This is a genomic window from Streptomyces sp. F001 (assembly GCF_004187715.1).
In the GTDB taxonomy this organism is placed as follows: domain Bacteria; phylum Actinomycetota; class Actinomycetes; order Streptomycetales; family Streptomycetaceae; genus Streptomyces; species Streptomyces flavusporus.
Window position 1 is genome coordinate 354,618 of record NZ_QZWF01000002.1, and the last position, 22,373, is coordinate 376,990.

Here is a 22,373-nt window from a genome sequence, read left to right on the forward strand (position 1 = left end):
TCCGCCACACGCAACGACCAGCTTGAGCGCGGCCGCCCCGACTGACGGCCGCCTGTGGCGCAGCATGACCCCGGATGCACGGAGGCCGGGGGAGGCCGACACTGGAAACCGCCCTGGTCGCCGAGCTGCGGAGCGGACGGTTGAGCGCGGCGTTCGATGTGACGGCCCCGGAGCCGCTGCCGCCCGGACACCCGCTGTGGACGGCACCCCACGTGCTGATCAGCCCGCACGGGGCCGCGGCCACGTCTGCCTTCCGCCGCGCGCCCTGGAGCTGGTCCGCGCCCAGCTGGACCGGTACGCGGCCGGCGTGCCCCACGTGGTGGCGGCGCCCCGGCACGACCGGACAGGACGGGCGACATGAGACAGCCGACCGCGCGACGCGCCACCGCCGTGCGGACCACCGTCACGCGGCCCGCCGTACGAAGTCCGCGCCGCCCCGCCGCTTCCCCGCGTCGCCGGGTGCCCGGACCGCCCGCGTACCCGCAATGGTCGTTCCCACCAGGCACATCCGCCGACCCCGACGGATAGTGGTCCGGGACGACGTTCCAGCCGCTCGCCACAGGAGGTTCGATGCCCGCCAAACGGTCGCTGACCGCGTTCACCGGCGTCGTACTGCTCGGGCTCGTGCTGACCGCCTGCGAGGATCGCGCGCTCGGCACGATCGAGGCGCGCGAAGGAACCAGGTCTGTCCAGAAGATCTCGAACCCGCCGGTCGGCGGGTGCCACCAATTCCGTGAGGGCGTGGCCCACGTGGCCAATTACACGCTGAACGACATCATCCTGTACCAGACGGCCGACTGCACCGAGCCGCAGGGCGGGGAGAGCGTGTACCTGCCCACGCAGACGTCGGACGACGTGGTCCGCTCCACGGGACTGTGGCGCAGTTTCACCATCGTCCACTGACGCGTGGCCGCGCGTCACCCGCGGCGACGACGGCCGGGCCCCGACTCGCCACCGAGGCGCGTCAACGTCCGTGCGCCCAGTCGGGGTTGTGCGCGAGCTTGTCGGTGTCGAGCCCCGCCTGCCACCCGGGTCGGGGGACCCCCTGCCGGCCACGGACAGCGTCACGAGGGTGGCGCCCAGGTGGCCCACCGTGAACACGCCGGTGCCGACCACGGCGATCGCCACGGCGAGGCTGAGGACGGTCACTCCCACGTCGTAGCGGATCCGGGTCTCCTCGACACGGAAGCCGATCATGGCGATGAAGTGCATCGTCCGGACGCCGCAGCCGATCGACGCGGCGCCCAGCGCCGGCCGGCCGGACCTCGACGAGCGCTCGTCGAGCAGGGACCGGACGATGCAGCGCAGTCCCAGCGCCCCTCCCAGGCAGGCCATCAGGTAGGCCGCCACCGGGGTGACCGCGCCGTAGCGGAGCCCGTCAACCGTGCCTTGCATGTGCCGACTATCGCCAGAACCAGGGTTGTTGCTGGGGAAGGTCTACGGGTAATGACCGGGTGAAGCAAGCAACTGCCGGGCGCGTCCGGTTAACTGTGAACCACTGACGCTTCACTGTGTCGGGTGGGGCCGACGGGCCCGCGCGCGGAGGGTCCGCGCGCGGGGGCGAGGGCTCAGCTCAGCGGATCGAGCGTGAGGTACGCCTGCCGCGGGTCTCCGTCGTGGACGAGTGACTCGTGGTGGCCGACGTCGTCGAAGGCGAACGCGTAGGCCTTTCCGTCGGCCATCCGGTCATGGATGATCCGGGCGTAGTGGTTGGTCACCGCGTCCTGGTAGAAGTTCGCCGCCGAGGTGTCCGGCTGGTTCGGGTTGGTGAGCAGCGTCGAGCGGTTGAAGCCCGCGCACAGGGTGCGGGAGATCGGGCCGCGCACCTCGTCGTTGGGGGCGTCGAGGAGCCGGTGGCAGCCGAAGACGCTGCTCGCGTCGGGCTTCTGGAAGCTGGTGACGACCGTCCCGGAGCCGTTGGTGAAGTTCAGGACGCCGCCGGAGACGCGCCCGTAGTACTTGGTGTCCGGCTGGTCGGCGAACGGTGTGACCGTCAGCGTGGTCGTGGCGTACTTCTGCCAGACCCGGTCGATGTAGTCGGCCATGACCGACGCGGGAAGCGCCCCGGTCTCCAGCCCGTACAGCGGGGACAGCGCCCGCAGCACGGTGCCGTCGGACCGCGTCTGGACCAGTCCGCCCCAGCCGCCCGACTGGGCCCGCAGCGCGTCGAACACCCCGTTGTAGCCGCCCGGCTCGAGCCGGCCGGTGCTGCTCACACTGCCGTCGGCGCGCTGCACGCCGACCGAGTACGGCGCGGAGAACATGTCGACCTGCGTGCTGTTCAGCCACAGGCCCGAGTCGTTGAGCGTGTACTCGGACCAGTTGAAGAGGATGTCGCGGTTCGGGTCGCTCGGGTTCTGCACGGCCGGCTGCACCAGACCGCCCGTGGCCAGTTTGAACACGAGCTTCTGGCCGTACGAGAAGTAGATCCGGCCGGAGAGCTTGGGGATCCGGATGGTACTGGACTGCCCGGCGGCCGGTCCGGGGACGGACGCGTCCGGGGCGGGCGTCGGTGGGTTGCCGCCCGCCGGCCATGGATGGAACGTACCGTTCGCGTCGGCCCAGCCCTGCTGACCCGTCGTCAGCGAGGTGCCGAGGACGTAGACGTGGAGCGGATCGCCGCGGCCGGAGTTGTTGGTGATCTTCAGCGGGATCGTCGCGGGCACCGCCGCGTCCGCGGGCGGCGTCGTGCCGAACGTGAGCAGCGCGCCGAGCAGGGCCGCCGCCGCGGCCACGGCCGGCCACCGGTGTCTGAGGATGGCGAGCACTCTCCACCTCCGTGCGGGTGTGGGGGGAGTTGGTCCGTACCTGGTGTTGAGAGCGCTCTCAGCGTTGCGTCAAGGCGCGAGCATGTCAATGAGTGGGGCAGAGAAAGACGTCGGCGGCGGCGCCGGCGGCTCGGGACCGCGGGCGCCGCCACGGATCAGAAGGTGCGGTCCAACAGGTCCAGCAGTGCCGCCCAGTGACGCTTGTCCCCCTCGGCGTGATACGACGCGGTGTCGGCCTGTGTGAACCCGTGCGGCGCGCCCGGGTAGACCTCGCAGCGGTGCCGGACGCCCGCCGCGGTCAGCACGTCCTCCAGGCGCTGAATCTGCTCCGGGGGCATGGACGGGTCCTCGTCGGCGTGTCCGAAGTAGAGCTCCGCGGTGATGCGGTCCACCACCAGATGCGGACTGTCCGGCGCGTCGGTCGCCAGCTGTGCGCCGTGGAAGCCGGCCGCCGCCGCGACGTGCTCCGGATACGTCCCGGCGGTGAGCAGTGCCAGCCGCGCACCGAAGCAGTAGCCGGTCACCGCGACCGGGCCGTCCGCCGCCTCGGGGCGGTCCGCCAGCCACCGCAGGTACACGCCGGCGTCACGCATCGCGAGCTCGGGTGTCAGCGCCTGCCCCATCGGGATGATCTGCTGGAACAGCCCGCCGCGGGACTCGGCGTCGATGAAGTCGGGCAACTCCACGACCGGGGCGCGACCGTGACGGTAGAAGACGTTCGGCACCAGGACGGCGTACCCCGCCGCGGCCAGCCGGTCGGCCATCGACTTCAGCCGCGGCCGCAGTCCGAAGGCGTCCATGTAGAACAGGACGGCCGGATGCGGGCCGCCGTCGCCGGGGTGGGTCAGATAGGCGTCGGCGGTGCCGTCCTCGGTGGGGATGTCAACGTCCGTTCCCTGTACGGCGGTCATGGCTGGCTGCCTTTCTGCGCGGTCGGCGAGATGGGGCCCGCCGGCTCGACGGGCCCGCGGCGGCCATCGTGACATGTGCGGGTAAGAAGCCCGTTGCCCCGCCGCTCACTCGAACCGCGTGGTGTCACCCGCCCCGCGCCGTACGATCTCCGCCTCGCCCCCGGAGAAGTCGATCACCGTCGTCGGTTCGGTCCCGCAGTCGCCGGAGTCGACCACGCCGTCCAGCACGTGGTCGAGCCGGTCCTTGATCTCCCAGCCCTGGGTCATCGGCTCGTCCTCGTCCGGCAGGAGCAGGGTGCTGGACAGCAGCGGCTCACCGAGTTCGGTGAGCAGGGCCTGGGTGACGACATGGTCGGGGATGCGCACGCCGACGGTCTTCTTCTTCGGGTGCTGCAGCATGCGCGGCACCTCCTTCGTCGCCGGCAGGATGAACGTGTAGCTGCCGGGCGTCGACGCCTTGACCGCGCGGAACACGTCGTTGTCGACCCGCACGAACTGGCCGAGCTGCGCGAAGTCCTGGCAGACGAGGGTGAAGTGATGCCGGTCGTCCAGCTTGCGGATGGTCCGGATCCGCTCGATGCCGTCCCGGCTGCCCAGTCGGCAGCCGAGCGCGTAGCAGGAGTCCGTGGGATATGCGATGAGCGCCCCCGAGCGGACACTGTCGGCGACCTGCGCGATGGTGCGCGGCTGGGGGTTGTCGGGGTGCACGTCGTAGTACTTCGCCATCTGTCGAGCTTATGCCCGGCAAGCGGCGACGAACGGGCAGACCGGCCCGTGCCCGCACGGGAGTCGCGTCGAGGGCAGTGGCCAGGCCTTGGTCGGGCCCGTTTCCTGCCCGCTTCCGGCCGCCGTGCGCCGTCCGGCCCGTGAAAGCCACAGGGACCCTCGGTCACGGTTGAGGTAACGTCCCCGACCGGTGACCCCGAGGCGGGGTACGGAACGAGCAGAAGGAGGCAGGGCCGACGTGGCTGGCCGAGATGACGAGGGCCGTCGCGTGGACGTGGCGGACGGCACGGACCCGACGTGGGCACAGCAGTTGCTCGACCATCTCCGACCGTCCGCGCGGGACGTTCGCAGGGTCGTCGCCTGGCTCGCGGACGCCGCGGACGCGGACGTGTCACTGCAGGACGACGCCGGTACCCTCCTCGCCGGAACGCGGACACCGCTCGACGAGGACCTGGTCGCGGACATCGCCGCCGGCCGGATCGCCTCCGCCGCGCTGCAGGACGGCGGACACCACCGGCGGCTGGTCAGGGTCGAGCTGCCGCGGCCCGCGTCGGCCGGCGTGCTGGCGGTGACCCGCCCGGCCCCCTTCGACCGGCGCACCTCCGACATCGTCACCCACACCGCCGGAGTGCTCGAACTCCTGCTGCGGGCACGGGAGAGCGCCGCGGCCGGACACCGTCTGCGCAGGGCCGCCTCCGACCTGCGCCTGGCGATCCTGCAACTGCTCATGGTCGAGGACACCGTCTCCGCCCGCCGGGTGGCCGCCGGCCTCTGGCCCGGCCTCCTCGACACGGACACCGCCTGTGTCTACGTGGCCGAGAGCCACCCCGCCGACCGCGACCGGCTCGCCGAGGAATGCCTGGACGCGACCTCGGAACAGGCTCTCGTGGTGCGCTGCCCGGCCATGGACTCGCATGTGATCGTCCTGACGCCCGGCGAAGCCGCGGCCGCGGAGCTGCGCTCGCTGGTCGAGGGCCGCCCGGACACCTTCCTCGGCGGCAGCGCCCGGCAGAGCCTCGCCCAGACCGCCACCGCGTACGGCCAGGCCGTCAGCGCCCTCGCCGTGGCGCACTTCCGCCCGGACAAGGCGGCCGTGTACGCCGAACGCACCCACCCGGAACGCCTGATGGACCCGACCGCACTGCGCGACTGGACGGCTGGTCTGCTGCGGCCTCTCGACACCCTGCCGCACCACACCCGTGCCGAGCTCCTCGCCACCACCCGACTCGGCCTGGAGTTCACCGCCGTCAACGCGGCCATGATCCTCGGCGTCAGCCGCAACACCGTCCGGGCCCGCATGGAACGTGTCGAGGGACTGCTGCGCACGGACCTGTCGGACCTCACCGTCCGGGCCGCCGTCCATCTGGCGCTGAACACACAGGCCGGCCTCGTGGAGGTGCCCGGCGGCGATCTCGGCGATGAGGTCTGCACCAGGTTCGACGAGCTGCTCGCCGGGCCCGCCGTGCGTACCTGGGCCCGCGACCTGCTGGGACGCCTCGACGCCGACACCAGGGACCTGCGCCGCACCCTTCGCACCTGGATCGCGGCCGGCGGCAACGCCGAACGGGCCGCGCAGCTGCTGGGCGTCCACGCGCAGACCGTACGCGAACATGTGCGCAGCGCCGAGCCCGTCCTCGAACGCCAACTCCTCTCCGGCGGCAGCGATCTCTACGAGGTGGTCCTGGCGCACCTCGCGCTGGGCGACCTCGACCAGCCCGCCCTGCAGGGGGCGAATCCGGGCCATCCGGACTCACCTGTGCACGGTTGAGTCCTCCGGCCGGTGAAACGGGCATCGACGCGGTTCACAACCGATCCGCCCTGCACGTAGGTTCAACGAGCCGCAGGGGCACGACCGGAACGGGGGACCGGTCGCGCCCCTGCCACACCGCGTCCGGGGCCGGGCCTCACGCGTCCAGCCGCACCGGCACCTCCTGCCACCCGAACGCGATGAACGACGGCACCTGCCGCAACTCGCCCTCAGCGGCGGCCAGCCGCAGCCCCGGGAAACGGTCGAACAGGGCGGGCAGCGCGGTCAGCGCCTCCATGCGGGCCAGCGGCGCGCCGATGCACCGGTGCACACCGATCCCGAACGCCAGATGGTCGTCGGCGCCGCGCGAGGCGTCGAAGACGTCCGCGTCCGGACCGTAGTGCGCCGGATCCAGACCGGCGGCGGCGTACGTCGTGATGATGGCGTCCCCGGCCGGAATGGTGACATCCCCGACCTCGAGGTCCGTGACGGCGAACCGCAGCGGCAGCGCGGCGATGGACGGGTGCACCCGCAGCGTCTCGTCGACGACCGCGTCCCAGGTGATCTTCCCGGCCCGCACTGCCGCCAGCTGCTCCGGCCGGCGCAGCAGGGCGACGACCGCGTTGCCGATGAGGTTGACGGTGGTCTCGAAACCGGCCCCGATGACCAGCAGCAGCGTGTACAGCAGCTCCTCGTCGCTGAGCCGGTCGCCGTCCTCGTCGCGCACCCGGATCAGCTCGGTGGTCAGGTCGTCGCCGGGGTGTTCGCTGCGGTGGGCGATGAGCGCGGGCAGGACCGTGCCGATCTGCTGCTGCACGGACGCGGCGTGCTCCGGACTCGGATCGGTGGTGTCCATGATCGCCGCGATGAGCCGACGGGTGTCCTCCCGCATCTCGTCCGGCACACCGAACAGGTCGCAGATGATGCGCAGGGGCAGCGGATGGGCGAGGCCCGCCTTCACGTCCACCACGCCACCGTCGGCACCGGCCGCCGCGAGTGCGTCGAGCAGTTCGGCCGTGACCGCCTCGACCTGCGCACGCATCGCCTCGGTGCGCCGGTGCGTGAAGCTGGGCGAGACCAGCTTGCGCAGCCGCGTGTGATCGGCGCCGTAGGTGGAGAGCATGTTGACCACGCCCACCCAGCCCAGTATCCAGCCCCAGGAGGGGTGTTCCCCGATCTCCGGCCACAGTTTCCAGTGCCGGCGGGGGTCCTTGCTGACCTGCGGGTCGAGGATCAGCTGCTTGAGCACGTCGTAGCCGGTCGGCGCCCAGGCGGGTATGCCGCCGGGCAGCTCCACCGGCACGACGGGACCGAGGGCGCGCAGCCGGGCGCTCTCGCCGGGAATGTCGGCGCCGAACGGGTCGATGACAAAGCGGTCGATGCGGTCGGTCACGGTCACGGGCGGTCTCCTGGCTGGTCGGGGGAGCGAGGGGTGAAACGCACGGGCAGCGCGGTGAGCGACCGGTGGAAGGGACCCGGCCGCCAGGTCAGACGTTCACGGGGCAGGACGGGCTGCAGATCCGGCAGCCACTGGGTGAGCCGCTCGATCGCCTCGGTGGCGATGAGCAGCGTGTGCTGCTTGACCGGACAGGCGTGCGGGCCGGCCGACCACGACAGGTGCGAGGCGTCGCCCGGGTGCCGGCCGGCACCGTGCTCCTGCTCGGCGAAGTACGCCAGCGCCCCGTAGGAGATGACCACCGGCACCGCGGCCCGGATCCACACGCCGTGGAAGGACAGCGGTCTGCGGGCGAAGTGGATGCCGTAGTTGGCCAGCGGCGTCTCGTGATGCAGGACCTCCACGACCGCGTCCGTCACGGGACGGGCGCCGCTCGTCAGGGTGGAGTAGTAGGCGGGGTTGCCGAGGATCCGCGACAACGCGTTCGACACCAGGTTCGCGGTCGGTTCGTGCCCGGCGCCGAGGGTGAGGAACACCTGCCAGGTGACTTCCTCCGGGGTGAGCCCGGCCGGATGGTCCAGCAGTCGGCTCGGCAGGTCGTCGCCGCGTTCCTCGGCCTTGGCCGCGATCAGCTCCAGGACGTACCCGCCGAACTCCGCCTCGCCCTCGGCCGCCTGCGCGCCGCCCTCCATCATCTTGCCCAGGGCGGCGTTGAGCCGGTCGCTCTGGCTGTCCGGCAGCCCGAACAGGCTGTTGAACACCAGGGCCATCAGCGGCCGGGCGAAGTCACCCACCAGGTCGGCCTCGCCCCGCGGCCCGAACCGGCTCACCAGCACATGCACCGCCCGGTGCACCCGCGCCCGCAGATCGTGCGGCTCGACCAGGTCGAAGGTGTCGATCAGGGAGGTGCGGTAGCGACTGTGCGCGGCACCGTCGGCGAACAGGGTGTTGGGACGCCAGCGCATCATCCCCAGGACCGGCGAGTCGTCGGCGACGGTGGCCTCCCACGGCCGGGGGTCGTGCGAGAACGTCTCGGTGTCGTGCAGCAGGTCCAGCGCGGCCCGCCGGTCCGTGACGACGTACGCCGGCACACCCGGCGCGAGTTCCGCCCAGCCGATCGGGCCCTGCTCGCGCAGGTCGGCGTAGTAGCGGTACGGATCCAGTGCGAAGCCGTCCTCCCACAGCCGCACGGGCACCGAACGGGAGAAGGTCTGCTGGGCAGGGGGATGGGTGGTCACCGGTGCTCCGGAGGGTGGCGGTCGATCAGATGCTGGACCAGGGCGAGCAGCGCGTCGATGGAGGAGTCCTTCTCCCGGGCGTCGCACGTCACCATCGGCGTGTCCGCCTCCAGGTCCAGGGCGGCGCGCAGCTGTTCCTCGGTGTGATGGCGGGGTGCGTCGGGGAAGGCGTTGAAGGCGACCGCGTACGGCAGGCCGCTCTCCTCCACCAGACCGAGCACGTCGAACGAGGCGTCGACACGGCGGCTGTCCACCAGAACGAGCGCGCCGAGCGCCCCGTGGGCGATGTCGTCCCACAGCGACCGGAACCGCTCCTGCCCGGGCGTGCCGAACAGATACAGCACGATCCCGCCGGGCAGGCTGATCCGGCCGAAGTCGATGGCGACCGTGGTCGTCGACTTCTCCCGCACCCCGGCGAGATCGTCCACCTGCGCGGACGCCTCGGTGAGCTCCTCCTCGGTGTGCAGCGGGCGGATCTCGGAGACGGAGTCGATGAGGGTCGTCTTGCCCACCCCGAACGGTCCCGCGACCAGGATCTTTACCAGGTCGCGGGCGCTGTCCGGCAGGTGGATGCCGCTAGTTGTGCTTGAGGGCGCGCAGGCCATCGGCCACTCTCTCCAGCAGGTCGGGGTCGAACCGTTCGGCGGGCGGGATCGGCGCGCGGGCGAGCACCAGGTTCCGGTCGATGAGGCCGCCGGCCAGCACCCGCACCGCGGAGACCGGCAGCCGGAGCAGCGCCGCGGCCTCCACCACCGTCAGCGATCCGCCGTCCAGCTCCTCCAGCAGGGCCAGTTGGGCGGCCGGCAGATCGCCGGGCGCCGGCTCGCCGGTGCCGGTGAGCACCGACAGCCGCTCCAGCTGCGGACGGCTCGGCCGGGCCACGCCGCCGGTCGACAGATACGCGGGAACCAGGGGGCGGCCGCCGGGGCGGCCGGTCATGCCGACGCGCCGCCGTCGGCTCCCCGGGGCGCGGCGGCCATCGCCTTCTCGCCGAGCCGCGCCACCTGCGAGTGCACCCGGTGCGCCAGCAGGTCCAGACGCACCTCGGCGTCCCCGTATGCGGCGACGACCGTGCCGTGGTCCGTCGGCACGATCAGCACATAGCCGTGGTCGGACTCGATGACCACCTGGCGCACCTCGGCCCGCTCCCGGTCGGCGAACGCCGCCGCGGCCGTTCGGCAGGCGCCCTGCACGGTGCTGGTGATGGCCGCCACCCGCTCGGCCGACGGCCGGGTCAGCGCGTCGGTGTACCCGGTGACGAGCCCGTCCCGGGTGAGCAGAACGGCGGCCACGACATGCGGTACCTGCAGGATCGGTTCGAGCACCCATGCCGTGTCGCCCGCATCGCGGCTGGTCATCGAGCCGCTCCCCCTTCGTAGTCGGTCATTGGTCGGTCGTCTCCGTGTCGTCGGCGGTTGCCTCGGCCCCCCCGTGCCTGGGCCTCCCCACCGGTGGCCCCGGTCCCGGAGCGCGCCGCCGCGGTACCGGACTGCAGGGCGCCGAGGGCGGCCGCGGCCTCCTCGGGCCGGCGCGCCGGTCGCCGGGGCACGGGCGTGTCGGGGGCAGTGGCACGGCTGCGGCGGCGCCGCTGCGGGAGCCCTCCTGCGTCCCGTGGACCGTCGTGCTCGGACACGACACCGTCGGCGTCGTCGTCCTGCTCGATGCCGTACGCGTGGGCCGGGGCGGATGTGCCGGCCTCGCCGGTCCCGGCCTCCTGCTCTCGGCGGGTCGACCGCGGGGCGCTGGCCGCCGGCGGACGCTCCTCGGGGTCGATACGGCTGAGCAGATGGCTGTCGACCAGCAGCACCGCGCGCACGCCCCCGTACGGGGAAGGCGAGGAGAGGTCCACGCTCAGGTCGAACTGCCGGGTGAGCTGGCCGATCGCGGCCAGGCCCATCCGGGGCGGATCACCGAGGTCGGTCAGCAGGATCGGCTCGGAACCGGCCACCAGCCGCTGGGCGCGGGCCCGTTCGTCCTGGGTCATGCCGAGGCCGGCGTCGTCGATCGTGACGCAGACGCCGTGGTGGACGTGCTCCAGGTTGACCGTCACGTCGGTGTCCGGCGCGGAGTGCCGCAGCGCGTTGTCCAGGAGCTCCGCGACGATGATCGCGACCGGCTCGACGGCGTGCGACACCAGGGCCGTGCCCGCCGCGAGATGGTTGTGCACCCGCACCCGGTGATAGCCCGCGAGCCGGGCCTGACCGCCGGTCACCGCGTCGACCAGGTGGGACTCCTCACGGGCGAGCCCCACCCAGGCCCCGCACACCACCGCGGCGATCTGCGCCCGGCGCAGCGACTGTTCGTTCTCGTGGTCCAGTTCGAACAGGGTCTGTGCCAACTCAGGGTCGTCGTACTGCTGTTGCAGTCCGCGCAGGGCGTCCTGCAGCCGGTACAGGGCCGCCTGGATCTCCCGGGTCGCGCCACGCATCCCGGCCTGGGCCGCCGCGTCGATCCGGGTGCGCTGGCCGGTCAACTCCAGGCGCAGGGCGGTGAGTACGTCGTCCAGGGCGCCGCCGAGTGGTGTGTCGGCGAAATGCGGATGCCGCGGACCCGGCACCGCGACATGCGGATGGGCCAGCTGCCGCGCGGCCGCGGGAACGCGCTGCGCCGCGAGATACCCGACTTCCGCGATGAACGCCTGGAGAGTACCGTCGAGTTGGCGACGCAGCGCGGCGATCTCGGCCTGCTGCAGGGCCTGTTGCCGGCGGGACCGGAGCAGCCCGCCGCCGAGGGCCAGCGCGGACAGTGTGCCGGCGGCCAGACCGCCGACGACCAGGTCCGGTAATTCGATCATCGAATGGGTTCCAGGAGAAGTCGGGCAGGACGGGATCGGAAGCCCCTGTCATGAGGGCACGCGCAGCACACTACAACCGGCAGCGACCGTTCTTGCACGATGCGATCAGACTTGGGGTCAAAACCGCCCTCTCTCCGATCACTTCTGTGGCAATTGTCGGAATTGCCATATTCAGCAGGCGAGTTGAGGTCGCAGAGTCCGGCTGTGCGGTGCCGGGCGACCGGGGTTACTCCGAACGGGGGGTACGCTCACCCGGTCCGGTGAGTGCCGGCGTGTTCGCGTACCACCGGTGCGGCCTCGGGCGTTGCCCTCGGCATGGACCGACCTTCCCGGGCGCCGCGGCGCCGGCCGGCAAGCGATCCCGTACCCGGCCCCTATGCCCAACTGACCGGTGGGGGCTGGTGCCGCCCGCTGATCTACGCCCAACTCGTCGCTCAGTGGCGGGCCGAGGGGCGGTGCGTGCCTGCCCATCCGGAAGTCCAGTGGGTCTCCTTCGCCGCCCTGCCGGCGAGGACCTGCAGAGCGGAGCGGCGCTCCTGAGGCGCTACTGGCCGCACAGGGGCTCCAGCACGGAGAGCGTGCCGTTCGCCTGACGCAGGGCGAGCTCCAGGGTGGCGGGTGCGTGCAGCGCCCCGGTCCCGTCGGGCGGGATCAGCCACTCCAGGAACCGGGCCGACCGGTACGGCGGAGGAACCGCCACCCAGGACCCCTTGCCCGCGTGCCGCAGACCGGCGCCGATCCACCGGCTGTCCGGGTCCGGCGGCAGGAAGAACCCCACCCGGTGTGCGGCGGTGTCCACCAGTGTCGGACCCGGAATCGGCAGCGAGGGCCGCCACAGCAGATCGAGGGTGAACAGGCCCAGCTGATCAGGGACGGTCAGTACGTCCCAGAAACGCCCGGCCGCCAGGAGAGCGACACCGTCGCCGCTGTCCCACTCCCGCTTGCACTCCTTGGGGTCCGGCGCGGCGGCGGCCAGCCACTCCACTCCGCGCGTCCAGATCAGATCGCTCATGTTCCGCTCCGGAGGATCTCCGTCGGCTGCATGCCGACCAGGCATATGCATGCTTGTAGATATTTCTATCCGGCGGAAGGGGTGGCGCGGCTGGCGTTTGGGGCGGTTCCGTTCGACGGTCGGGCGTGCGCTCGACATGCCCCGGGTCGATCCGCTCCGGCCGTGTGTACGGCGGGCAGCGGGGTACCCGTGCCGCGCTGACGTACTCGCCTCGGCAGAGCGAAGGAGGAGGCCCGCATGACCAGCGGCACGGAGACCGGCGGCGTGACCGGCACGCCGGACAAGGACTACAACCTGATCTGGTACGTGGAGGCATGCCTGAGCAACGCGCTGCGCCTGGAGACCTACATCCAGGACGCCGAACGCGACAAGGACACCGAGGTCGTGGACCTGTTCCGCAAGGCCCAGGCGGACAGCCGCAAGGGCGCCGAACTGGGCAAGGCACTGCTGCGCAGCAGGCTCGACGGCGGCTGACACCGGTCCGCCGCAAGACCGGGGCCCGGACACCGGCAGGCCGACGCCGGTGTCCGGGCCCCGGTGCCGCCGTACGGCCGTCAGCCGGTCACCTCACGGCAGCGGCTGTTCGGCCCAGATGACCTTGCCGCCGGGCAGGTAGCGCGTGCCCCAGCGCTCGGCGAGCTGTGCGACGAGAAACAGACCCCGCCCGCCCTCGTCGGTCATCGCCGCGTACCGCAGATGGGGCGCGGTGCTGCTGCTGTCGAACACCTCGCAGATCAGGCTCCGGTCGCGCAGCACCCGTACGCGGATGGGGGTACCGCCGTACCGGATCGCGTTGGTGACCAGCTCACTCAGGATCAGCTCCGTGGTGAACGTCAGGTCCTCGAGTCCCCACTCCGTCAGCCGCCGGATGACGGAGGCGCGTACCTCCGCGACGGCCGCCGGATCGGACGGCACGTCCCAGGCGGCGACCCGGTCGGGCCCGAGCGCCCGCGTGCGCGCGACGATCAGGGCGACGTCGTCGCTCGGCCGGGCCGGCAGCCGGGAGTCCAGCACGGCCCGGCAGGTGTCCTCGGGCGACGTGCCGGCCTCTTCCAAGGCGGTGCGCAGCAGCTCCAGGCCGACGTCGATGTCGTGCTCCCGGTCCTCGACGAGCCCGTCGGTGTAGAGGACCAGTCGGCTGTCCTCGGCCACTTCCACGTCGGCCGTCTCGAACGGCAGGCCGCCGACCCCGAGCGGGGGGCCGGCGGGCACGTCGAGGAACTCCACGCCGCCGTCGGGCCGGACCAGCGCGGGCGGCGGATGACCGGCTCGGGCGATCGAACAGCGCCCCACGACCGGATCGTAGATCGCGTACAGGCAGGTGGCGCCCGTGACCGGGGCGCTGCCGCCGTCCGCCGCATCGCCCTGGTCGGCCTCGTCCTGGTCGATCCGGGCGACCAGCTCGTCGAGCAGCCCGAGCAGTTCGTCGGGGGCGAGGTCGAGGGCGGAGAAGTTGTGCACCGCCGTGCGCAGGCGCCCCATGGTGGCGGCGGCGTGCAGCCCGTGGCCCACCACGTCGCCCACGACGAGGGCGACCCGGGCGCCGGACAGGGGCAGTACGTCGAACCAGTCGCCGCCGACGCCCGACTGCGCGGGCCGATACCGGTAGGCGATGTCCAGGGCGCTCTGCTCGGGCAGGCTGCGCGGCAGCAGGCTGCGCTGCAGTGTCACCGCCATGCTGTGCTCGCGCGTGTAGCGGCGGGCGTTGTCGATGGAGACCGCGGCGCGGGCGACGAGTTCCTCCGCGAGGGCCTGGTCTTCCGCGTCGAACGGTTCGGGATTTTCCTTGCGCCAGAACGTGACCACGCCCAGGATCAGGGAGCCCGCCCGCAGCGGCGCGGTGATCAGCGAGTGGATGCCGTACTGAAGGGTCTGTGCGGTGCGCTCGAGGTCCTGCGCCTGCCAGCCCTGTGCCTCCCGCAGCCGCGGCTCGATGATCGCCCGGCCGGCGAGCACACTGCGGGCCTGCGGCGAGGACGGGACGAACCGGATCCGCCGGCCCACCGGATACAGCGGCGGGTCCGTCCGTATGCCGGCGAAGGCGGTGCGGCGCAGCTCCGTCCCGGGTTCGGGCTGCTCACCACCCAGCACGGCGTCGAACAGATCGACGGTGGCGAAGTCCGCGAACCGGGGCACCGCCAGCTCCGCCAGTTCCTCGGCGGTACGGGTGACATCCAGGCTCGTCCCGATGCCCGCACCGGCGGCGTACAGCATGTCGAGGCGTTCCCGCGCCACCTCCGCCCGGCCGGACAGGGCCCGCAGCTCCGTCGAGTCACGCAGGGTCGCGACGCTGCCGGGCGGGCCGCCCCGCAGATCGGTGGGCCGCTGGTTGACCGCCAGCAGTCGGTCCTTGACCAGGTGGACCTCGTCCGTGGCCACCCGTCCCGACGCCAGCAGTTCGGCGGTCTCCGGCTCCAGGCCGAGGTCGCGGACATGGCGACCCTCGGCGTCGTCGGGCAGGCCGAGCAGTCGGCGCGCCTCGTCGTTGGCGAGCAGCAGCCCGCCGTCGCCGCCGACGATGAGCACACCCTCCCGCACCGCGTGCAGCACCGCGTCGTGGTGCTCGTACATGCGGGTCATCTCGCGCGGTCCCAGCCCGCGGGTCTGCCGCAGCAGCCGTCGGCTCACCAGTGCCGTGCCCGCGGTGGCGACGACCAGCGCCCCGGCCGCCGAGAACAGCACCATCGGCAGCTGCCGGTTGGCCGCACCTCCCACGTGCTCGGTGGTGATGCCGGCCGACACCAGGCCCACCACCTTCCCGTCGCCGTCCTTGACGGGCACCACGGCCTGCACCAAATGGCCGATGGTGCCGTCGATCTCCTCGGTCACACTGCGCCCGGCCAGCGCCGGTGCGATGTTCCCGACGAAGCGCTTGCCGATGCGGTCCGGCAGCGGATGGGTGTAGCGGATCCCGTCGGTGTTCATGACAACGATGAAGTCGACGTGGGTCGCCTCGCGGGCCGCCTCCGCCCGCGGCTGCAGAACGGCTGTCGGATCCGGACTCCTCAGCGCATCCAAAGTCCCCGGGGCGTTGGCGAACGTCTCGGCGACGGCGAGCGACCGGTTGCGGGCCTCCTGGGTGCTGTCGTAGCGGCCCTGCAGCACCAGCGCCACCACCGCCACGACCACCAGCAGCAGCACGATGACGACCTGGAGGACGAAGACCTGCCCGGCGACACTGCGCCCGGTCAGCACCGACCGCACCCCCGCCGCCGGGCCCCGCCCCGGGCGTCCGTTCTCCCGTTGCTTCCGGTCCGGCGAGCCGTCCGGCCCCGACCGCGCCCGCCACTCGCGCACGAACAGCTTCCGCGCAGGCGTGCGCTGGTCGCGCACTGCGCGGAGAGCACTGGTGGACTGAGTCCGGGATGGACCCAATTGTCGGACCATGTGCCCTGTCTACACTGCCGAGCCCCGGGAGGCGAGAGACGTCACGCAGTGTGGCGGAGCGTACGCATGTCGGCCGGACATCAGTATGAGGGCCCGGCGCGGCGGGCCGCCAGCAGCAGCGCGATGTCGTCGTGCCGGTCGACGGCATGCCGGGCCGTGACGGTGAGCCGCTCCACGACGGCCGCCAGCGGGCGGCCGCCCGGCCGCCCGGCCGTTGCGCCCGCCTTGGCCAGGGCCACCCGCAGCGCGGTGATCCCCTCGTCGATGTCGCAGCCGGGCCGCTCGACGAGACCGTCCGTGTACAGCGCCAGCACGGCGCCGGGATCCATCGGCAGCTCCGTCACCGGATACCGGGCGAGCGGATCCACCCCGAGCACGACCCCGCCGGGGAGGTCCAGGACGTGCGTGCGGCCGTCCGCGTACCGCAACAGGGGCGGCGGATGACCGGCGCGGGCGACCCGGGCCAGGCCGGTGACGGGGTCGAGGCGGACGTAGCAGCAGGTCGCGAACTGGCTCGGCTCCAGGTCGATGAGCAGGTGATTGGTGCTGCTCATGACCTCGTCGGGAGGCCGGTCGTCGAGCGCGAACGCCCGCACCGCACTGCGCAGCTGGCCCATGGTGGCGGCTGCCTGCACACCGTGTCCCTGGACGTCGCCGATCACCAGGGCGATGCCGTCCCCGGCCTCGACGACGTCGTACCAGTCCCCGCCCACGTCCATGCCCTGGGTACCGGGCAGATAGCGGCCCGCGGTCTCCACCCGGGGGTGGTCGGGCAGCCGCCGGGGCAGCAGGGCCCGCTGGAGCCCGCGGGCCAGCGCGGCCTCCGTCTCGTAGCGCTGCGCCTTCTCCATGGCGTGCGCGATCAGCCCGGCGAGCGCGGTCAGGACGGTGCGCTCCTCGGTGCTGAAGCTGCGGGGCCGGTCGAAGCCGAGGATGCAGGAGCCGACCGGCCGTCCGGAGGCGATCAGCGGGAGGAAGGCGCGGGCTCCCTCGGTCGCGTCGAGGGGGATGCCGGGGTAGGCGGCCGACAGCGCCTGCATCGAGTCGAAGAAGAACGGCTGGCCGGTGGTCAGCGTCTCGACGCCGGGCAGCCGGGCGCTGAGGCTCACGCCCTCGAACGGTGCGAGGAACCCCGGCGGGAACCCGGTCTCCCAGGCCAGATAGAGGTGCCGTTCCTGCAGCAGGTAGATGGCGAGCCGACGGCCGCCGAACGCGGGCAGCAGCTCCTGCGTGACCACCGCGGAGACCTGCCGGGCGGTGGCCGCCTCGGTCAGGGCGATGGCGAGGACGATCGGCCGGTGGACCGGTGAGCTCGCGGCCACTTCGGCATCGGAGGCGTCGGCGGACGCCGGAGCGGGCGTGGGGACGGCAGGAGCCTCCGTCCCCCGGCTCGCCGGGGCGACGGTGCAGGTCAGGATGTCCGGTCCCGGATGGACGGACACGGCCAGCCAGTCACCGCCGTTTCGATCGTGCAGCTCTTCCGCACGGCCGGACCGCCGGACGTGGAAGTGCACCGGGTCGGGAGACAGCAGGGCCGCGCGCAGATGGTCCTCGCAGGCCGCCTCGCCGAGCCACGGCACACCCTCCCACAGGGGCCGGCCGAGGAACCGCGCCCGCGGCTCGCCGAGGAGTTCGGCGGCACGCGGATTGGCGTAGCCGATCAGTCCCAGCCGGTCCAGGCAGAAGACACCCTGGGGGAGCTGGTCGGCCGCGGCGTCGGCCGTCGAGGCCGCGTCGAGCACGATCCCGCCGACGGGGTACGGAGCACCGGCGGCGGGCCTGCGGTCGGTGACGTCCGGGTTCCACAGCTCCACCAGCCGCGGCGCGCCGTCGGAGGTGTGCAGGTGCACAGGTGCGGGCGGCGGCCCGCCACGGGACGCCTGGCACAGCAGCTCCAGGAAGCGATCCGCCTCGCCCGGGGCCACGGCCCCGGTCAGGGTCGCGGCGGGGCTGGGCAGGCCCTCGGCCGGCAGCCGCAGCAGGGCTCGCGCGGCATCGTCCGCGGTGACGACATCGGTTGCCGGGTCCCAGGTGAAACGCCCGATCCGGACCGGTGCCAGCCGGGTGCCGGGCGGCCGTACGCACAGCGGCTCGTCGTCCCACACGAGCGGTTCCCCGTCCTCCTTCAGGCGCCGCACGGCCACCCCCAGATCCTCGGCCAGCTCCGCCAGACGGTCCCGTTCGGCCAGCACCTCGGTGGCGTCCGAGGCGGTCGGCCGCAGCACGGTCAGCACGCCGTAGGGTCCCTCCTTCCCCGGGACGGGTACACAGATCGTCCCCAGGGGGAACGGCAGACCGGCCGCGAACTGGGGGTAGCGGCGCATGGCCTCCGTGACATTCGGCAGCACCACCTGCACGCCCAGCCGATAGGCGTCGGCGACCGGGAACCGGCGGTGCGCGTGCAGCCGCCACCAGGGCCGGTACAGGCGCCCGGGCAGCCCCACCAGCACGGCCAGCCGCAGAACGCCGGGGGCGCCGGAGGACAGGTAGATCCCCGCGGCGCGCCCCTCGGTGGCGCGGATCGCCTCGGCCGCGGCGTCGGCCAGCAGCGTGGCCAGCCGTCCGGGCTCTGCGTTCCGGCCCTCGACGCTCCCAGTCATCGGCCCTACCTCGTCCGTGCGCGCCGTCGCGCAGGCGGCACAGCAAGAATGCGCCACGAGGACCCCTGCCCGCACCCGGGCGGGCGCGAACGCGGGAGCGTACGGAAATGGGATGCCACAGCGACCCCGTCCCGTCAGGGCGCTTTGCCGGAACGGCAACGGGCCTCGCCCCTGTGCCGCCGACGGCCGGATGATCGAGGAACACCGGCGGCGGACGGCACGGGGCCGCGTCCCCCTCTCCGCCGACACCGGACGACCCGCTCACCGCTTCGGGAGGAACCATGCCGCACTCGTCCGCCGACGGCCTCACCCACCGTCTGGTGCCCTCACCCGCCGGCCGGATCCACCTGGTGGAACAGGGCAGCGGACCGCTGGTGCTGCTCGTGCACGGGTTCCCCGAGGGCTGGTACTCCTGGCGTCACCAGCTGCCCGCCCTGGCGGCGGCCGGCCACCGAGCGGTGGCGATCGACGTCCGCGGCTACGGCCGCTCCTCCCGGCCGGACCCCGTGGACGCCTACCGGATGCTGGAGCTGGTGGCGGACAACGTGGCCGTGCTGGAGGCCCTGGGCGAGCGGTCCGCCGTGATCGTCGGGCACGACTGGGGCGCGACCATCGCCGCCACCTCCGCGCTGCTCAGGCCCGATGTGTTCCGCGCCGCCGGACTGCTCGGTGTGCCCTACAGCCCGCCCGGTGGGCCGAAGCCGAGCGACGTCTTCGCCGCCATGGGCGGGACGGAGGAGTTCTACGTCTCCTACTTCCAGCAGCCCGGCCGGGCCGAGGCGGAGATCGAGCCCGACGTACGCGGCTGGCTGGCCGGCATCTACGCCGCCCTGTCCGCCGACACCATGCCGGATCCCGGCGCTCCCGACCCGCACTTCGTCGGACCCGGTGGCCGGCTGCGCGACCGGTTCCCGGCCGAGCGGCTTCCCCACTGGCTCGAAGAGCACGAACTCGACGTCTTCGCCGGGGAGTTCGAGCGCACCGGCCTGAGCGGTGCGCTCAACCGGTACCGGAACATGGACCGGGACTGGGCGGACCTCGCAGGCCATCACGGCGCGCCCCTCACCCAGCCCTCCCTGTTCGTCGGCGGAGCCAGGGACGCCTCCGTCACCTGGCTCGCCGACGCGATCGAGGCGTTCCCCGACACACTGCCCGGCCTGGTCGCCTCGCATCTCCTCGACGACTGCGGCCACTGGGTCCAGCAGGAACGCCCCGAGCAGGTCAACCGGATCCTCACGGACTGGCTCGCCGGGCTCGCCGGCTGACGCCTCGGGGCGCCCCTCAGGAACCGTGCAGGGTGTGCTTGGCGAGTTCGTACGCCGGGAGCATCGCCTCGTGCTCCTCGGTGTCCATCCCACCGAGGTGCAGGACGACCGGGCCGTCCGGGGTGGTGACGGCGAGCGCGCGCTCCTTCTTGGTCTCCTCCAGCAGTTCGCTGGTGTAGAGGTACTCCACTTCGGCGCCGGTGAGACCGCCCGCCTCGAAGGAGCCGTACTTCTCCTTGCTCACCCCGTCCTCGGCTGCGACGAAGGCTTCGAGGACGGTGCGCGCGTCGTCGTCGCCCGGCTCGCCGGTCCAGACACGGAGGAAGCCGATGTTCCCGGCGGGCTTGGCGTCCACCTCGCAGGCGGCGGTGACCGGGCCCTGCCGGAGGAGGGCGTCGGCCAGTTCCTCCGCCGTCCCGCCGGCAGCGGCGTCGACGGACTCCGCCGCCCAGTCCTCGGCGATGTCGAACGTCACCGGCAGCTCGCAGGCCGATCCCTCGGCGCCGATGGTGCCGCCGCTCCTGGCGACATCGCCGTTGCCGCCGGCCGCGTCCGCCGACGCCGACGTGCTCGCGGGGGCCTCGTCCTCCCCGTCCGCGCAGCCCGCCAACAGCCCTGCCACCAACGCCACGTGGACCAGCCCCCGCCACGCGTTCCCCGCCCCGACCTGCACCGCACCGTCTCCTCTCGGTTGAGGCGGGTCACTGTATCCCCTTGTCACCGTGCCAGAGCCGCCCGCGCCGTCTCCACCGCCTGCACGGCGTAGGTCCGGCCGAACAGGACGGTGTGGACGAGGAGGGGGAAGAGCTGGTGGAGGCCGATGCGGTCCCGCCAACCCTCCGCGAGCGGGGCCGTTTCCTGGTAGCCGTCGAGCACCTGGTCCAGGTGGGGGCAGCCGAAGAGGTGGAGCATGGCCAGGTCGGTCTCCCGGTGGCCGCCGTGCGCGGCGGGGTCGATGAGCCAGGCCTGTCCGTCCGCGCCCCACAGCACGTTGCCGTTCCACAGGTCGCCGTGCAGCCGGGCGGGCGGCTCGGCCGGGCCCGCGAGCCCGGGGAGCCGCTCGCAGACCTGATCGACCACGGACGCCTCGGCGGGCCGCAGCGTCCCCTCGTCCACGGCGCGGCGGAGACAGGGGAGGACCCGGTGCTCGGCGTACCAGGTCGGCCAGTCGTCACCGGGGACGTTGCGCATCGGGGCGAGTCCGATGGATGCCTCCCCGGGACCGCCGGGTGGCGGTGCACCGAACGCCGCCGCACCACGGGCGTGCAGGGCGGCCAGGTCCCGGCCGAACCGGATCGCCGCCTGGCCGCTGGGTCGGCCGGCCGGGACCCGTTCGGTCACCAGCCACTCCCCGTCATGACCATGCACGGCCGGTACGCGGACCGTGCCCGCCTCGCCCAGCCAGCGCAGCCCGGCGGCCTCGGCCCCCGCGCCTCCCGGCGCGTCCTGGCGTTTCACGATCACCGTCTGCCCGCCGACGAGGGAGACCTCGGCGAGCGTGCCGGACAGCGCACGGACACCGGTCGCTTCACGCCCGGTGATCCTCGCCGCTGCCGTGTCGGGTCCTTCGCGCACGGCGACCACGGTACGACAGCATGCGGCGGTCCGGAGAGAGCCGAACTTTGCCGTATCGGCAAAGCCGGTTGTCGCCGGAGCGGCGGTGATCCAGGCTCGGTCACGAGGGCGCCGAACCCGGCACACGGCGCCCCTGACCGAGCGGACGACCAGGAGGCACCATGCCCGAACTCCCCGCGCCCACCCAGCCCGCAGAGTTCTGGGAGACCCGCTACCGCGACACCGACCGTGTCTGGAGCGGCCGCCCGAACCAGCTGCTCGTACGAGAGGCCGCCGGCCTGAAGCCGGGCCGCGCCCTCGACCTCGGATGCGGCGAGGGCGGGGACGCCATCTGGCTGGCGTCCCGCGGCTGGCACGTCACCGGCGTCGACATCTCGGCCACCGCCCTCGAACGCGCCGCCCTGCACGCCGCCGGCGCAGGAGTCGGCGACCGCACCGGTTGGGAACGCCACGAGCTCGGCGAGACCTTCCCCGAGGGCTCCTTCGACCTCGTGAACGCCCAGTACCTGCAGTCCCCGGTGGGGCTGGACCAGGAGTGGATCCTGCGGCGCGCCGCCGACGCGGTCACGGACAAAGGCACGCTGCTGATCGTCATGCACGGCGGCTGGCCGTCCTGGCAGACCGAGCCGCCCTTCGACGCCGTCTTCCCCACGCTCGACGGGGTGCTGGCCGAACTGGCGCTGCCCGACGGGGAGTGGGCCGTCGAGACGGCGGAGACGGTACGACGTACGAACGTCTCCCCGGACGGCCAGGAAGGCTTCCGGGACGACCACGTGTGGCGGCTCCGGCGACGCTAGGGCCTGTCCGGCGGATCATGCCGGAATCGCCGGGCCTGGCACGCCCATCTGCGGCGTTGTCGTCGGTCGCCGATGCTCCGCATCGACTCCCTCCTCCGCCTTGCAGCTGGACGCACCAGGCCCCGCTCACCTGCGCCGATCAGTCACCGCCCGTTGG

General features: G+C 72.8%; 19 protein-coding genes and 2 pseudogenes. 6 read left to right on the forward strand and 15 right to left on the reverse strand.

Annotation, left to right across the window (positions count from 1 at the left end; genetic code table 11):
• Positions 1-86: 86 nt before the first annotated feature.
• Positions 87-361: pseudogene (locus StrepF001_RS09305) on the forward strand (NAD(P)-dependent oxidoreductase); the annotation flags it as partial.
• A gap of 209 nt (positions 362-570) precedes the next feature.
• A complete protein-coding gene (locus StrepF001_RS09310) occupies positions 571-903 on the forward strand; it encodes a hypothetical protein (protein WP_129797828.1) in 333 nt (110 codons plus the stop codon).
• A gap of 144 nt (positions 904-1,047) precedes the next feature.
• Here StrepF001_RS09310 and StrepF001_RS09315 read toward each other — a convergent pair.
• The 4 genes and pseudogenes from StrepF001_RS09315 to StrepF001_RS09330 all read right to left on the reverse strand — a co-directional run.
• A pseudogene (locus tag StrepF001_RS09315) lies at positions 1,048-1,395 on the reverse strand (MHYT domain-containing protein); the annotation flags it as partial.
• A gap of 173 nt (positions 1,396-1,568) precedes the next feature.
• A complete protein-coding gene (locus StrepF001_RS09320) occupies positions 1,569-2,768 on the reverse strand; it encodes a glycoside hydrolase family 64 protein (protein ID WP_129797829.1) in 1,200 nt (399 codons plus the stop codon).
• Positions 2,769-2,923: 155 nt separating this feature from the next.
• Positions 2,924-3,679, reverse strand: coding sequence for a dienelactone hydrolase family protein (locus StrepF001_RS09325; RefSeq protein WP_129797830.1), 756 nt, complete (start codon positions 3,677-3,679; stop codon positions 2,924-2,926).
• Positions 3,680-3,784: 105 nt separating this feature from the next.
• On the reverse strand, positions 3,785-4,405 hold the full coding sequence (locus StrepF001_RS09330) for an L-threonylcarbamoyladenylate synthase (protein WP_165396204.1): 621 nt from the start codon (positions 4,403-4,405) through the stop codon (positions 3,785-3,787).
• A 238-nt stretch (positions 4,406-4,643) separates the two neighbouring features.
• On the opposite strand from StrepF001_RS09330, the gene StrepF001_RS09335 reads away from it, so the two are divergent.
• Entirely contained in the window at positions 4,644-6,173 is a 1,530-nt protein-coding gene (locus StrepF001_RS09335; protein ID WP_129797831.1) for a helix-turn-helix domain-containing protein, read from the forward strand.
• 136 nt (positions 6,174-6,309) lie between these two features.
• On the opposite strand, the gene StrepF001_RS09340 is transcribed toward StrepF001_RS09335, so the two are convergent.
• From StrepF001_RS09340 to StrepF001_RS09370, 7 genes are all read right to left on the reverse strand, one after another.
• The gene (locus StrepF001_RS09340; protein WP_129797832.1) at positions 6,310-7,551 is read right to left on the reverse strand and encodes a cytochrome P450; all 1,242 of its coding nucleotides are present in this window, start codon (positions 7,549-7,551) and stop codon (positions 6,310-6,312) included.
• On the reverse strand, positions 7,548-8,786 hold the full coding sequence (locus StrepF001_RS09345; RefSeq protein ID WP_129797833.1) for a cytochrome P450: 1,239 nt from the start codon (positions 8,784-8,786) through the stop codon (positions 7,548-7,550). Before StrepF001_RS09345 ends, StrepF001_RS09340 begins: the two co-directional genes overlap by 4 nt.
• Positions 8,783-9,391, reverse strand: a complete 609-nt coding sequence (locus tag StrepF001_RS09350) for an ATP/GTP-binding protein (protein WP_129797834.1) — start codon at positions 9,389-9,391, stop codon at positions 8,783-8,785. Before StrepF001_RS09350 ends, StrepF001_RS09345 begins: the two co-directional genes overlap by 4 nt.
• Positions 9,363-9,725, reverse strand: a complete 363-nt coding sequence (locus StrepF001_RS09355; RefSeq protein ID WP_129797835.1) for a DUF742 domain-containing protein — start codon at positions 9,723-9,725, stop codon at positions 9,363-9,365. The genes StrepF001_RS09350 and StrepF001_RS09355 overlap by 29 nt, the downstream gene beginning before the upstream one ends.
• Positions 9,722-10,144, reverse strand: coding sequence for a roadblock/LC7 domain-containing protein (locus StrepF001_RS09360; RefSeq protein ID WP_129797836.1), 423 nt, complete (start codon positions 10,142-10,144; stop codon positions 9,722-9,724). Before StrepF001_RS09360 ends, StrepF001_RS09355 begins: the two co-directional genes overlap by 4 nt.
• Positions 10,141-11,580: an ATP-binding protein gene (locus tag StrepF001_RS09365; RefSeq protein WP_240797346.1), complete on the reverse strand. Its 1,440-nt coding sequence runs from the start codon at positions 11,578-11,580 to the stop codon at positions 10,141-10,143. Before StrepF001_RS09365 ends, StrepF001_RS09360 begins: the two co-directional genes overlap by 4 nt.
• Before the next feature lie 544 nt (positions 11,581-12,124).
• Positions 12,125-12,592 carry a hypothetical protein gene (locus StrepF001_RS09370; protein ID WP_129797837.1) on the reverse strand — a complete coding sequence of 156 codons (468 nt, stop codon included), beginning with the start codon at positions 12,590-12,592 and terminating at the stop codon, positions 12,125-12,127.
• A gap of 237 nt (positions 12,593-12,829) precedes the next feature.
• On the opposite strand from StrepF001_RS09370, the gene StrepF001_RS09375 reads away from it, so the two are divergent.
• Positions 12,830-13,066, forward strand: coding sequence for a hypothetical protein (locus tag StrepF001_RS09375; protein ID WP_129797838.1), 237 nt, complete (start codon positions 12,830-12,832; stop codon positions 13,064-13,066).
• 93 nt (positions 13,067-13,159) lie between these two features.
• Here StrepF001_RS09375 and StrepF001_RS09380 read toward each other — a convergent pair whose 3' ends face one another.
• Complete coding sequence (locus tag StrepF001_RS09380) at positions 13,160-15,979, reverse strand: SpoIIE family protein phosphatase/ATP-binding protein (protein WP_165396205.1); 2,820 nt, start codon at positions 15,977-15,979, stop codon at positions 13,160-13,162.
• 80 nt (positions 15,980-16,059) lie between these two features.
• Positions 16,060-18,579, reverse strand: a complete 2,520-nt coding sequence (locus StrepF001_RS09385) for a SpoIIE family protein phosphatase (protein ID WP_129797839.1) — start codon at positions 18,577-18,579, stop codon at positions 16,060-16,062.
• Positions 18,580-18,860: 281 nt separating this feature from the next.
• Between StrepF001_RS09385 and StrepF001_RS09390 the strand changes: the two genes are divergently transcribed.
• On the forward strand, positions 18,861-19,844 hold the full coding sequence (locus StrepF001_RS09390) for an alpha/beta hydrolase (RefSeq protein WP_129797840.1): 984 nt from the start codon (positions 18,861-18,863) through the stop codon (positions 19,842-19,844).
• 16 nt (positions 19,845-19,860) lie between these two features.
• On the opposite strand, the gene StrepF001_RS09395 is transcribed toward StrepF001_RS09390, so the two are convergent.
• Both StrepF001_RS09395 and StrepF001_RS09400 read right to left on the reverse strand, forming a co-directional pair.
• Positions 19,861-20,517 (reverse strand): lipoprotein, encoded by a 657-nt coding sequence (locus StrepF001_RS09395; protein ID WP_129797841.1) that lies wholly within the window; start codon positions 20,515-20,517, stop codon positions 19,861-19,863.
• 44 nt (positions 20,518-20,561) lie between these two features.
• On the reverse strand, positions 20,562-21,419 hold the full coding sequence (locus StrepF001_RS09400) for a fructosamine kinase family protein (protein WP_240797347.1): 858 nt from the start codon (positions 21,417-21,419) through the stop codon (positions 20,562-20,564).
• Positions 21,420-21,580: 161 nt separating this feature from the next.
• Here StrepF001_RS09400 and StrepF001_RS09405 point away from each other — a divergent pair, with 161 nt between their 5' ends.
• A complete protein-coding gene (locus StrepF001_RS09405; protein WP_129797843.1) occupies positions 21,581-22,216 on the forward strand; it encodes a class I SAM-dependent methyltransferase in 636 nt (211 codons plus the stop codon).
• The last annotated feature ends 157 nt before the right edge of the window (positions 22,217-22,373 follow it).